We start from the raw sequence: 12,775 nt of genomic DNA, 5'->3' as shown, positions 1-12,775 counted from the left end.
CTGGTATCCTTGCGGCGAAATTGCTAACAAGAGGCTTCACGTTTTTATGTCAGGTTGGCGTAGACTTTATTACACATTATTGAATTTACCACTCTCATTGCTGGTAAAGAGCAAGGTCATACCTTCAGATCCGGTTACCGAGTTGCATTTAGACCCGACGCGGCCGATTTTGTACGTATTACCTTATAATTCCAAAGCCGATTTGCTGACGTTGCGTGCGCAATGTCTGGCGCAGAATCTGCCTGATCCTCTTATTCCGCTGGAAATTGACGGCACCCTGCTACCAAGCCATGTCTTTATAGCCGAAGGCCCGCGCGTATTCTCTTATTACACGCCGAAGCAGGAATCCGTAAAGCTGTTCCACGACTACCTTGATTTGCACCGCAATAATCCGGATTTAGACATTCAGATGTTGCCGGTGTCGGTAATGTTTGGTCGTGCACCGGGCCGTGAAGGTCAGGACGACACACCGCATCTGCGCGTGCTGAACGGTATCCAGAAATTTTTCGCTGTGCTGTGGCTGGGGCGGGACAGTTTCGTCCGTTTCTCCAATACCGTTTCCCTGCGTTATATGGCGACGGAACACGGCACAGATAAGACGATTGCTCAAAAACTGGCACGTGTGGCGCGGATGCATTTCTCCCGTCAGCGTCTGGCTGCGGTTGGTCCGCGTCTTCCGGCACGTCAGGATTTATTCAATAAATTGCTGGCCTCAAAAGCCATTGAGAAAGCGATTGAAGACGAAGCCCGCAGCAAGAAAATTTCCCACGAAAAAGCCCAACAAAACGCCATCGCCCTGATGGAAGAGATTGCCGCTGACTTCTCTTATGAAGCCGTGCGCCTCTCTGACCGTGTGCTGAGCTGGACGTGGAACCGTTTGTACAAAGGCATCAACGTCAATAATGCCGAGCGTGTACGCCAGTTAGCGCTGGACGGTCAGGAAATTGTGTATGTGCCTTGCCACCGCAGCCACATGGACTATCTGCTGCTGTCTTACGTGCTCTATCATCAGGGTCTGGTACCGCCGCATATTGCCGCCGGTATCAACCTGAATTTCTGGCCGGCTGGCCCGATTTTCCGCCGTCTGGGTGCGTTCTTTATTCGTCGAACCTTTAAAGGCAACAAGCTCTATTCGACAGTTTTCCGTGAATATCTGGGCGAACTGTTCAGCCGCGGTTATTCGGTGGAATACTTTGTGGAAGGGGGGCGTTCGCGAACCGGGCGTCTGCTGGAGCCGAAAACGGGCACGCTGGCCATGACCATTCAGGCCATGCTGCGCGGCGGTTCACGTCCGATTACGCTGGTACCGATTTACATCGGTTATGAGCACGTCATGGAAGTGGGTACGTACGCGAAAGAATTACGCGGTGCGACCAAAGAGAAAGAAAGCCTGACGCAAATGCTTAACGGGTTGCGCAAGCTGCGTAACCTCGGCCAGGGTTACGTGAACTTCGGTGAGCCGCTGCATCTGACCACTTACCTGAACCAGAACGTGCCAACCTGGCGTGAAGCCATCGACCCGATCGAAGCACAACGTCCAAGCTGGCTGACGCCGACAGTGCAGGATTTGGCAGAACAGATCATGGTGCGCATCAACAATTCAGCGGCAGCCAATGCCATGAACTTGTGTTGTACCGCGCTGCTGGCCTCCCGTCAGCGTTCACTGACACGCGAACAGCTGACCGAGCAAATCGACTGTTATCTGCAATTGCTGCGTAACGTGCCTTACAACGCGGATTCGACGGTGCCTGATCTGACCGCTGACCAGTTACTTGATCACGCGCTGAACATGAATAAGTTCCAGGTTGAGAAAGACAACATTGGCGACATCATCGTTCTGCCTCGCGAACAGGCCGTGCTGATGACGTATTACCGCAACAACATCCATCATATGCTGGTGTTGCCATCACTGATTTCAAGCATTGTGATGCACCACCGCCAGGTCAGCCGCGCGGAATTACTGCATCAGGTCGAACTGATTTATCCGATGCTCAAAGCCGAACTGTTTATGCATTTCGATACGCCTGAGCTGCCACAAGTGCTGGATGTTCTGACGCTGGAACTGGCGCGTCAGCAAATCATTCACCTTGAAGATGATGAGCTGACACTTAATCCGGCCCGTATCCGCACCCTCCAGTTGCTGGCGGCTGGCGTACGTGAAACGCTGCAACGTTACGCGATTACCTTCTCCCTGCTCACCAATAACCCAAGCATCAACCGCGGTGCACTGGAAAAAGAGAGCCGGATTATGGCGCAACGTTTATCCGTGCTGCACGGTATCAATGCCCCTGAATTCTTCGATAAAGCTGTGTTCTCGACGCTGGTCGGCACACTGCGCGCAGAAGGCTATATCAGTGACACCGGCGATGCCATTCAGGAACAAACGCGTGAGATTTACCTCATGCTCAGCGACCTGATGACACCGGATATCAAGCTAACTATCGAGAGTGCGGGAATGCCTTCTGAGCTGCCGCAAGCAACGGAGCCACCGGCTGAACCGAAGATGGATGTACGCGATACCGATCATTAACCCGTATTAGCGCCAGACATCAGATTAAAAAAAACAAAACGCCCGGACTTTTTACAGAGTCCGGGCGTTTTTTTAATTGTTGTCGCGCAGGCTAACTCACTTAAAAATTGAAGCCTGACAGGCTCATCAGAATACCGAGGAACAACACCAGCCCGACATAATTGTTCTGGCGGAAAGCCAGAAAACAGGCATCACGTTCACGTTTAGCAATCAGCTTTTGCTGATGCACAAACAGCGCAGCAGCCAGCAGCAACGACCAGTAAAACGGGGCGCTGAGCTGGGAAAGATGACCGACAATCCCCATCAGGATCAGCGTTGCCAGTTGCAGAAGGCCGATGATCAGCGTGTCAAAACGACCAAACAGAATCGCTGTCGATTTCACGCCGATCTTCAAATCATCGTCACGATCGACCATCGCGTATTGCGTATCGTAAGCCACCGTCCAGCAGATATTTGCCACGAACATTAACCAGCAGCTAAGCGGCACGCTTTCGCTCACAGCGGCATACGCCATCGGAATTGCCCAGCCAAATGCCGCGCCCAAAACCACCTGCGGCAGATGGCTGACGCGCTTCATGAACGGATAAATCCATGCCAGCGCCAGTCCGGCCAGAGACAGCCAAATGGTCATGCGGTTAAGCAACAGAACCAGCAGGAATGACACCAGCACCAGTCCGGCGAATAATATTTTCGCCTGCTTGCCGGTGATCGCCCCGCTCGGCAATGGCCGGTGAGCGGTGCGTTTAACGTGACCATCAAACTTACGGTCAGCGTAGTCATTCACCACGCAACCGGCGGCACGCATGAAGAACACGCCCAGCACGAAGACCAGCAAAATCTTCGCAGACGGCATTCCCCCCCCCGCGACCCACAATGCCCATAACGTTGGCCACAACAGCAGCAGTGAGCCAATCGGCTTATCAATGCGCATCAGGCGGCAGTAATCACGCCATGTGCCCTGCGTCATACTTCCTGACACTCTCTGTTCTCCTTGTTGATTAGTCTGACTCATGCCTTGCTCACTTTGCCCTCAGGGCGGTGAACCGGCGAATCCGGGAGGAAAATTTCGGTCAGCAGCAGCGGCTTGTCAGACAAACGCAGGCGGGAACGGCGCGCCCATAATTCTCCCTGTTCACTGTGTAACTGGCCTAAGTGAATGTAATCGCGGGACAAGTTGTTCCCGCTAAACAGATAGCGCCCCAGCGGCACCGTGCCTAAATCGACCAGCGCCAGATCCGGCCCGGTCAGCGTTTCTTCAGGAATGACCGTGCGCCCCAGTAGCCAGGGTTCGGCATCGCCAAACAGCACGATTTCTCGGATCCAGTAACGGGCACTTTCCGGCAACTGCTGTGCTTCGCTTTCACCCAGTTCTTCGCGACTGACAAAACATTCATTTTGCGGTTTCACGGTGACGGTAACACCCTGCTTTTCAAACCGGCGGGTCATGGATCCCATTTCCATCAGCCAGTCAGCCACATCCGCAGGCACCTGCGAAGGGTCGTCAAACCAGTGGATCGGGGATGGTTCGGGGGAATGGGGATCAGACATCAACGGCTCCGTAATGAAGGCATTCATACCTCCAATGAATTATCTGCCTCGCATTCTAGCGCATCAATGCGAGGCAGTAATTGCCTGATTTATTCGCGGCGCAGACGTTCGCTATTGGCCAGAAACAGTGTCACGACCAGCACAAGGATCGCGCAGGCGTAAACCAATGTGTCATAAGGACTTTTGTGGTCGACGATGATCAGGCGGATAATCGCGGTGATGCCGATGTAAATAAAATACCGTAACGGGAAATGATAGCCCGACGAAAAATATTTAATAATCAGGGCAATAAACTCAAAATAGAGGAAGTAAATTACAATCCCTTCAATGAGCAGATATGACGAAGACTGATCGTTATTCACGAACAACACCATTGCTAAATGATAGGTTTCGCGCCCGATAAAAATCATCAGAATCGCGGCCAGTCCTAATAAGAATACGTTCAAAATTCGCTGCATAATGACGGATATCATTAATGCCCGTTTTGATCCTGCCATGTGATCTACATCCCACTTTTGTTATTAATCCCCGCAGAATACCACAGAGTCAGCACAGGAAAAGCGCCATTAAAAAAGGGCCAGCCGGTGAAGGCTAACCCTTTTATTGAGAAATATTTCGACCTGTCCCTCTAAATCATTCGGGCTGGATCAAGGCGGCAAGGGAACGAAGCCCCGGGAGCTTACATAAGTAAGTGACCGGGGTGAGTTCACGCAGCCAACGCTGAAACAGTCTGAAGGATGACGAGGGATTAGCGCCAGTTTTTGAAGCGGTTGATTAAACCGTTCGTGGAACTGTCGTGGCCTGTCACTTCTGAGCTACCTTCCAGTTCTGGCAGGATACGGTTTGCCAGCTGTTTGCCCAGTTCTACGCCCCATTGGTCGAAGGTGTAGATGTTCAGGATCACGCCCTGGGTGAAGATTTTGTGTTCGTACATCGCGATCAACGCACCCAGGCTGTAAGGCGTGATTTCACGCAGCAGGATGGAGTTGGTCGGACGGTTCCCTTCGAACACTTTGAACGGCGCAACGTGTTTAACGTCTTCTGGTTTTTTACCCTGATCGGCGAATTCTTTCTCGACAACATCCAGAGATTTACCGAATGCCAGCGCTTCGGTCTGGGCGAAGAAGTTAGACAACAGTTTCGCGTGGTGATCGCTCAGCGGGTTATGGCTGATGGCCGATGCGATGAAGTCACAAGGGATGATTTTAGTCCCCTGGTGAATCAGCTGATAGAACGCGTGCTGACCGTTAGTGCCCGGTTCGCCCCAGATGATCGGGCCAGTCTGGTAATCCACCGGGTTGCCGTTACGGTCAACGAATTTACCGTTAGATTCCATGTTGCCTTGCTGGAAGTAAGCAGCAAAACGGTGCATGTACTGGTCGTATGGCAGGATAGCTTCGGTTTCGGTGCCGTAGAAATCGTTGTACCAGATGCCGATCAGCGCCAGCAGTACCGGCAGGTTTTTCTCAGCCGGCGTATTCGCGAAGTGTTTATCCATCGCGTGCGCACCGCTCAGCAACTGTTCGAAGTTATCGAAACCGACAGACAGCGCGATAGACAGACCGATTGCGGACCACAGAGAGTAACGGCCACCGACCCAGTCCCAGAATTCGAACATGTTATCGGTGTCGATACCAAACTCGCTCACCGCTTTACCGTTGGTGGACAACGCCGCGAAGTGTTTCGCCACGTGTTGGTTATCGCCAGCGGTTTTCAGGAACCAGTCACGCGCGCTGTGGGCGTTGGTCATGGTTTCCTGCGTGGTGAAGGTTTTTGATGCAACCAGGAACAGCGTGGTTTCCGGAGACAAATCTTTCAGCGTTTCAGCGATGTGCGTGCCGTCAACGTTGGAGACGAAATGCATATTCAGGTGGTTTTTGTACGGACGCAGCGCTTCAGTGACCATGAACGGACCGAGGTCTGAACCGCCGATACCGATGTTCACCACGTCGGTGATGGCTTTGCCGGTATAACCTTTCCATTCGCCACCGATAACACGTTCGGTGAAGCCTTTGATTTTCGCCAGAACCGCATTCACTTCCGGCATCACATCTTTGCCGTCCACGACGATTGGCGTGTTGCTGCGGTTACGCAGTGCAACGTGCAGAACAGCACGGTCTTCGGTGCGGTTGATCTTCTCGCCAGAGAACATCGATTTGATTGCGCCCTGAAGGTCAGTCTCTTTCGCCAGCGCCTGCAGCTTATCCAGCGTCTCTGCGGTGATGCGGTTTTTGGAGAAATCGACCAGCATCTGGTCTTCAAACGTGGCAGAGAATTTGGAGAAACGATCACCATCTTCAGCAAACAGATGGCTAATCTGCACATCTTTCATCTTGTCGAAATGCTGCTGCAGGGCTTGCCAGGCAGCGGTCTGAGTTGGATTGATATTTTTCATAGCAATGCTCTTAGGCTGAGAATAAATATGAGGTAACTGTCCCGATTGTAGCCTGAAGTTCCCGGGAAGAGATGCCTTTTCTTGCGATAGGTTAGATCTGCTTAATCACAATGACAGAGAACAATATTAGATGAGAATCGCTCAAAATGTGGCGCATGCATTGCCTGACCGTTGACAGACGGGCGATAAACGGCTATTCCTAAGCGCCTAACTCGCGCGCTCGATGCGCGAGCCAGAAGAGGCGCGTCGCCCAGGCAGTGTATCGGAGGAGCCGAAATCCTACGAAGATACATCAGGGGGAGCGGCGCCGAGATCATAAGCCCGCGGCAGGCAAATGATCGACTACAGGGGCTGAATCCCCTGGGTTGTCACCGGAACACCCAACAGGGTGTCGGCTAGGTGGGGCGCTTCTGGGTGTATCGTAGTATCTCTACGCCTGCTCCCGTTTCCCGCTCTTCCCTTTGTGCCAATTCTTATGGAATCGATGGCCGTCATGATATGGCGACCCGGACACGAGGTTTTACATGAATCACGCAGTATCCCGCAACGCCAGCCAGCAGCCTTTGGGCAATGTCATCGTCGCCAAATTCGGCGGCACCAGCGTGGCGGATTTCGACGCAATGAACCGCAGCGCGGATATCGTGCTGTCGCGCCCTGAAGTGCGTCTGGTTGTTCTCTCCGCCTCTGCGGGCGTCACCAATTTATTAGTTGAGCTGGCAGAAGGTAAAGAAACCGAACGCCGGGTGTTCCTGCTTGATGAAATTCGCCGCATCCAGAGCGCCATTATCGACCGCCTCGATAATCCCACCGTGATCCGCGAAGAAATCGGCCGCATGCTGGAAAATATCGCCATGCTGTCAGAAGCGGCGAGCCTTGCGACCTCTACCGCACTGACCGACGAACTGGTGAGCCATGGCGAACTGATGTCCACCCTGCTGTTTGTTGAAATCATCCGCCAGCGCAACGTGCCAGTGGAATGGTTCGACGTACGTAAAATCATGCGTACCAACGATCGCTTTGGGCGCGCGGAGCCGGATACGCAGGTATTAAGCGAGTTAACCGTTCAGCAGCTACAACCGCGCTTGCAGGACGCCCTGGTAATCACACAAGGTTTTATCGGCTCAGAAGGCAAAGGCCGCACCACGACGCTTGGCCGTGGCGGCAGCGATTACACCGCCGCATTGCTGGGTGAAGCGCTGAGCGTTTCCCGTGTGGATATCTGGACTGACGTTCCGGGGATTTATACCACCGACCCGCGTCTGGTGCCGGCGGCAAAACGTATTGACCGCATTGCGTTTGAAGAAGCCGCTGAAATGGCGACATTTGGTGCCAAAGTTCTGCATCCAGCCACTTTGCTGCCCGCGGTGCGTCGCGGTATCCCGGTGTTTGTAGGCTCGAGCAAAGACCCGTCAGGCGGCGGCACCTTAGTGTGTGATACCAGCGATAATCCGCCGCTGTTCCGCGCGATAGCCCTGCGTCGCAGACAAACGCTGGTCACGCTGCACAGCCTGAGCATGTTGCATTCACGCGGTTTCCTCGCCGAAGTGTTTGGCATTCTGGCACGCCACAGTATCTCTGTGGATCTGATTACAACATCCGAAGTCAGCGTAGCGCTGACGCTGGATACCACCGGTTCGACCTCTTCTGATGCCAGCCTGCTGACCACCTCGCTGCTGACAGAATTATCCTCACTGTGCCGCGTGGAAGTGGAAGAAAATCTGGCGCTGGTCGCCATCATCGGCAACAAACTGTCCCAGGCCTGTGGCGTCGGCAAAGAAGTGTTCGGCGTGCTGGACCCGTTCAATATCCGCATGATTTGCTACGGCGCAAGCAGCTACAACCTGTGCTTCCTGGTGCCGGGCAACGATGCCGATCAGGTCGTTAAAACTCTACACCGCAACCTGTTCGAATAATGACGGGCGCGGTATGTGAGAAGACCGGGCCATGTGCCCGGTCTTTTTTTGTCTGTACTTTTGCAAACAACAAAGACAAGGATCACCTCAATGTTAGCCAAAATAACCCGCCTGTTCCCGTTGTGGGCCGTGCTGTTATCCGTCGCGGCCTATTACTCGCCCGGTACGTTCACGCCGATCGGCCCGCATGTTTCTACCCTGCTGATGCTGATTATGTTCGCGATGGGTGTCACTCTCGAATTCGGTGATTTCAAACGCGTGCTTTCCCGACCTGGCCCGGTTGCTGCCGCCACGTTCCTGCATTATCTGATCATGCCGCTGGCTGCGTGGGTGCTGGCAAAGCTGTTCCATATGCCCGCCGATCTGTCTGCGGGCATGATTTTAGTCGGCAGCGTCGCCAGCGGAACGGCATCTAACGTGATGATTTACCTTGCTAAAGGTGATGTCGCGCTTTCCGTGACGATTTCTGCGGTGTCCACGCTGGTCGGCGTTTTCGCCACGCCACTGCTGACGCGTCTGTATGTCGATACGCACATTAAAGTGGATGTGGAAGGCATGCTGTTAAGCATTTTGCAGATCGTCGTCATCCCGATTTTAGCCGGTCTGATCATTCATCATCTGTTCACGAAAACCGTGAAACGTATCGAACCGCTGCTGCCGCTGTTCTCGATGGTCTGCATCGTGGCGATTATCAGCGCCGTGGTGGCGGGCAGTCAGGGCTTTATCGGTTCTGTGGGGCTGATCGTGATTGTGGCGGTGATCCTGCACAACGGCATCGGTCTGCTGAGCGGTTACTGGGGCGGGAAACTGTTTGGCTTTGATGAAACCACCTGCCGCACGCTGGCGATGGAAGTCGGGATGCAGAACTCAGGTTTAGCGGCGACGCTGGGGAAAATCTATTTCACCCCGCTGGCCGCACTGCCGGGCGCATTGTTCTCGGTATGGCACAATCTGTCAGGTTCTTTGCTGGCCGGTTACTGGTCCGGTAAGCCGGTCAAAAAAGACTGATTTCCAGACGAAAAAGAAGATGAAAAAGAAACGGGCGCCTTCCTCAGCGCCCGTTTTGATTCGTCCTACACCCGTTGCACATCATCATTCGGTTCGCGCTGCTCATCTTCCTGCTCATCCTGATCCAGCACGTTATAGGCCACCGCACAGAACAGTGAGTTCAGACGTTTCATATCCCCCAGCAACCCGAGGTGCAGCGAGCTGGTTTCGATACTCTGCACATTATGCTGATGCAGGCGATCGACGTGCGCATGCGCATAACGGCGGTCGAGAATGCGGAAACGGTGTTTGGAGCGGCGCAGACGGCGCGCACTGGTCAGATCGTTCGACAGGAAAACGCCCAGACTCAGGCGCAGGTTATCCTGCAATTTTTCATGTAAGGCATCCAGTTCCACCAGTCCTTCCGGCGAGAACGCGCGGCGGGTAGCGTGGGATTTGGCGGTGATATCGCCGGTCATGCGCTCGATAATGTCACCGGCCTGTTCGAGGTTCAGCGCCATTTCGATGATTTCAGCCCAGCGACGGGAATCATCTTCGCCAAGTCCTTCCTTGTTGATTTGCGCCAGATACAGCTTGATGGCGGTATAGAGCACATCAACGTCATCGTCGAGACGCCGCACTTCGCGATCCTGCGCCAGTTTACCGTGCATCACTTCGCGGTTGAGGATCAGCATATGTTCGACCACGTCGCCCATGCGCAAGGTTTCACGGGCGGCATTGGCCAGCGCCAGCGTCGGGGTATCAATTGCGCTGACATCCAGATGGCGCGGACGCAGACGGGGATCATCTTCAGGCACATCGGCAATCATCATCTCGCAAACCTTGGCCATCGGCGCCGTCAGCGGCACCATCGCCAGACAACGGATCAGGTTGTAGAACATGTGGAAGTAGATCACCAGTTCTTCATCCGGAATGCCAAGCCGCGCCAGTTGCGTCGACAACAGTCCGACAAACGGCAGCACAATCACCAAACCAATCAGTTTAAACAGCGTACTGCCGAGCGCCACGCGGCGACCGGCGGCATTCATTTTACTGGCGTTAATCATCGCCAGCAGCCCGCTGCCGAGGTTGGCACCGATGACCAGACAAAGTGACACTTTAAGCGAAATCACGCCGGTCGCGGCAAGGGTTGCTGTCAGCAACACAGCCGCCAGACTGGAATAGCTGATGATGGCAAACACTGCGCCGGTCAGGGCATCGAGCAGCACATCACCGGTCAGGGACGAGAATAAAACTTTAACGCCGGAGGCCTGCATGATCGGCGTCGCTGCGCCCACAATCAGTTCCAGCGCCAGTAAAATCAGCCCCAGCCCGATACCGACACGACCCATTTGCCCCGCGCGGGTCTGTTTACGACTGAGGAAGAACGCGACACCGACGAAAATCAGCAGCGGAGAAAGCCAGGAGAGATCGAAGGTCAGAATACGCGCCATCACGGCGGTCCCGACATCTGCACCGAGAATAATCACCAGTGCCGGAGCCAGTGCTACCAGCCCCTGCGATACAAACGACGTGACCAGCAGCGCGGTAGCATTACTGCTTTGCACCAGCGCAGTAACGCCAATGCCCGCCACAAACGCCAGCGGTTTTTTCTCGACACTGTTACTCAGAACACGGCGCAGATTGGCGCCAAAGACACGCATGATGCCGGTACGCACGATGTGCGTACCCCATACGAGCAGAGAAATAGCAGACAACAAATGCAAAAGGGTTAACACGAAAGAACAGCTCCATTAACGCCAGGCATAGACCGGCCATCCTGCCTGCCGGGCGTGCTGGAGCAGGATAGCGTCTGGATTCACCGCCACCGGCTGGCCCACGCGGGTCAGCAACGGCAGATCATTATGGGAATCAGAATAAAAACTGGCTGATTGCAAAAGGGATGCGTCCTGATTGATGAGCTCCAGCAACCGCGAGACTTTTCCCTCGCGATAGGTCATCGTCCCTCGTGTGGCGCCGGTAAAACGCCCGTCTTTCATTTCAACACCAATCGCCAGCGTTTCATCAACACCGAGGAAGCGGGCAATCGGCTGCACCAGATGTTCACCGGACGCGGAAATAATTACCGTCCGGTCGCCCTGTGCACGGTGAGCAGCCAGACACTCACGCGCCTGCGTGTAAACACGCGGGGCAATCACATCCTGAATATAATTCGCGACCATTGCCGCGACATCACGTTGACTGCGGCCGGACAGCGGCACCAAAGTACAACGCATGTACTCCTGCATATCCATCTGACCGACAGCATATTGCTGCATCAGCGCGGCATCTTGTTGCAGAAAAGCCTGCTCATCGGCCACCCAGCCATTTGCCACCATGTAGGCTGACCACAAACTCGAACAGTCGCCGCTAATCAGGGTTTCATCGAGATCAAACAGCGCCAGTTTCATGCAACTTCCCGTAACGTAACAAGATCTAACTGTAGACCAATATCGCTGCCATCGGCACGAAGTGAGGCCACAGAACGGTTTAAGACATCCACAGAAAGCTCAACTCCGTGTGCTAAAACGCGATAACGCACGACGTTGCCAAGCAGACTGTGGCTGATAATTTTAGCCGGAATGCCTTCAATCAGCTCGCATATTGTGACCGACTCCGGACGGATGGCGACACGGCCCGTGTAAGTTATGCCGGTCAGCGCCATCGCCTGTTCAGGGCTTAGCAGGTTGTAGCTGCCGATAAAGCCCGCAGCAAACGCATCCACCGGTTCAGTATACAGGGTTTCAGCATCGGCATTTTGGACGATTTGCCCTTTGTTCATCAGCACAATCCTGTCGGACATGGTCAGCGCTTCTTCCTGATCGTGGGTCACGAAAATCGCCGTCAGATTCATTTCACGCTGAATACGGCGGATTTGCTCACGCAGATGCTTACGGATACGGGCATCGAGCGCGGAAAGGGGTTCGTCGAGCAGCAACAGGCGCGGCTGCGTAACCAGTGAACGCGCCAGTGCCACACGCTGACACTGACCACCGGAAAGCTGATGCGGATAACGTTTTGCGTAATCGTTCATTTCCACCAGTTCCAGTACTTCACCGACGCGCCGGTGCAGCTCTGACGCCGGTATCTTTTGCATTTTCAGGCCGAACGCGACATTGGCTTCAACCGTCATATTAGGAAACAGCGCATAGCTCTGGAAGACCATGCCGATGCCGCGCTGTTGTGGCGGCAGCGGCACAATATCCTGCCCCTGAATCAGAATTTTTCCGCTGTCGACGGAAGTCAGACCGGCCAGACAGCGCAGCAACGTGGATTTTCCGCAGCCGCTTGGCCCCAGCAGTGTGACGAATTCTCCCTCTTCTGCTGAGAAATCGATGTTGTTGAAAATCTGCGTCGGACCGTAAGACTTGTTGAGTTGAGTAACCTGCAAATACGACATAA

Annotated in this window: 10 protein-coding genes and 1 riboswitch; of the genes, 3 read left to right on the top strand and 7 right to left on the bottom strand. The window is 54.1% G+C overall.

Annotation, left to right across the window (positions count from 1 at the left end; translation table 11 throughout):
- The first annotated feature begins 46 nt into the window (after positions 1–46).
- Complete coding sequence (plsB, locus tag EX31_RS11835) at positions 47–2,530, top strand: glycerol-3-phosphate 1-O-acyltransferase PlsB (RefSeq protein WP_013577372.1); 2,484 nt, start codon at positions 47–49, stop codon at positions 2,528–2,530.
- 100 nt (positions 2,531–2,630) lie between these two features.
- Here the strand turns inward: plsB and ubiA are convergent, their stop codons facing one another.
- The 4 genes from ubiA to pgi all read right to left on the bottom strand — a co-directional run bounded on the left by ubiA (position 2,631) and on the right by pgi (position 6,473).
- Positions 2,631–3,497: a 4-hydroxybenzoate octaprenyltransferase gene (gene ubiA, locus EX31_RS11830; RefSeq protein WP_037034952.1), complete on the bottom strand. Its 867-nt coding sequence runs from the start codon at positions 3,495–3,497 to the stop codon at positions 2,631–2,633.
- A 41-nt stretch (positions 3,498–3,538) separates the two neighbouring features.
- The gene (ubiC, locus tag EX31_RS11825; RefSeq protein ID WP_013577374.1) at positions 3,539–4,078 is read right to left on the bottom strand and encodes a chorismate lyase; all 540 of its coding nucleotides are present in this window, start codon (positions 4,076–4,078) and stop codon (positions 3,539–3,541) included.
- 89 nt (positions 4,079–4,167) lie between these two features.
- The gene (psiE, locus tag EX31_RS11820; protein WP_013577375.1) at positions 4,168–4,575 is read right to left on the bottom strand and encodes a phosphate-starvation-inducible protein PsiE; all 408 of its coding nucleotides are present in this window, start codon (positions 4,573–4,575) and stop codon (positions 4,168–4,170) included.
- Positions 4,576–4,826: 251 nt separating this feature from the next.
- Positions 4,827–6,473, bottom strand: a complete 1,647-nt coding sequence (gene pgi, locus EX31_RS11815) for a glucose-6-phosphate isomerase (protein WP_037034950.1) — start codon at positions 6,471–6,473, stop codon at positions 4,827–4,829.
- 228 nt (positions 6,474–6,701) lie between these two features.
- Positions 6,702–6,891, top strand: a riboswitch (Lysine riboswitch).
- A gap of 106 nt (positions 6,892–6,997) precedes the next feature.
- On the opposite strand from pgi, the gene lysC reads away from it, so the two are divergent.
- Positions 6,998–8,386 (top strand): lysine-sensitive aspartokinase 3, encoded by a 1,389-nt coding sequence (gene lysC / locus EX31_RS11810; protein WP_037034949.1) that lies wholly within the window; start codon positions 6,998–7,000, stop codon positions 8,384–8,386.
- Between the two features lie 90 nt (positions 8,387–8,476).
- Positions 8,477–9,394: a ketopantoate/pantoate/pantothenate transporter PanS gene (gene panS / locus EX31_RS11805; protein WP_037034948.1), complete on the top strand. Its 918-nt coding sequence runs from the start codon at positions 8,477–8,479 to the stop codon at positions 9,392–9,394.
- A gap of 65 nt (positions 9,395–9,459) precedes the next feature.
- Here panS and EX31_RS11800 read toward each other — a convergent pair whose 3' ends face one another.
- The 3 genes from EX31_RS11800 to EX31_RS11790 are packed head-to-tail and all read right to left on the bottom strand — an operon-like array spanning position 9,460 to position 12,773.
- On the bottom strand, positions 9,460–11,112 hold the full coding sequence (locus EX31_RS11800) for a Na/Pi cotransporter family protein (protein ID WP_013577379.1): 1,653 nt from the start codon (positions 11,110–11,112) through the stop codon (positions 9,460–9,462).
- A gap of 15 nt (positions 11,113–11,127) precedes the next feature.
- Entirely contained in the window at positions 11,128–11,784 is a 657-nt protein-coding gene (locus tag EX31_RS11795; protein ID WP_013577380.1) for an HAD family hydrolase, read from the bottom strand.
- On the bottom strand, positions 11,781–12,773 hold the full coding sequence (locus EX31_RS11790; RefSeq protein WP_013577381.1) for an ABC transporter ATP-binding protein: 993 nt from the start codon (positions 12,771–12,773) through the stop codon (positions 11,781–11,783). The genes EX31_RS11795 and EX31_RS11790 overlap by 4 nt, the downstream gene beginning before the upstream one ends.
- Between the last annotated feature and the right edge of the window lie 2 nt (positions 12,774–12,775).

This window comes from Rahnella sp. WP5 (genome assembly GCF_000745615.1).
GTDB classification, from domain to species: Bacteria; Pseudomonadota; Gammaproteobacteria; order Enterobacterales; family Enterobacteriaceae; genus Rahnella; species Rahnella aceris.
This window is presented reverse-complemented; position numbering and strand designations above follow the sequence as displayed.

Coding starts and splice junctions, on each gene's coding strand:
- plsB (WP_013577372.1), top strand. CDS start 47: ATGTCAGGTTGGCGTAGACTTTATTACACATTATTGAATTTACCACTC.
- ubiA (WP_037034952.1), bottom strand. CDS start 3,497: ATGACGCAGGGCACATGGCGTGATTACTGCCGCCTGATGCGCATTGAT.
- ubiC (WP_013577374.1), bottom strand. CDS start 4,078: ATGTCTGATCCCCATTCCCCCGAACCATCCCCGATCCACTGGTTTGAC.
- psiE (WP_013577375.1), bottom strand. CDS start 4,575: ATGGCAGGATCAAAACGGGCATTAATGATATCCGTCATTATGCAGCGA.
- pgi (WP_037034950.1), bottom strand. CDS start 6,473: ATGAAAAATATCAATCCAACTCAGACCGCTGCCTGGCAAGCCCTGCAG.
- lysC (WP_037034949.1), top strand. CDS start 6,998: ATGAATCACGCAGTATCCCGCAACGCCAGCCAGCAGCCTTTGGGCAAT.
- panS (WP_037034948.1), top strand. CDS start 8,477: ATGTTAGCCAAAATAACCCGCCTGTTCCCGTTGTGGGCCGTGCTGTTA.
- EX31_RS11795 (WP_013577380.1), bottom strand. CDS start 11,784: ATGAAACTGGCGCTGTTTGATCTCGATGAAACCCTGATTAGCGGCGAC.
- EX31_RS11790 (WP_013577381.1), bottom strand. CDS start 12,773: ATGTCGTATTTGCAGGTTACTCAACTCAACAAGTCTTACGGTCCGACG.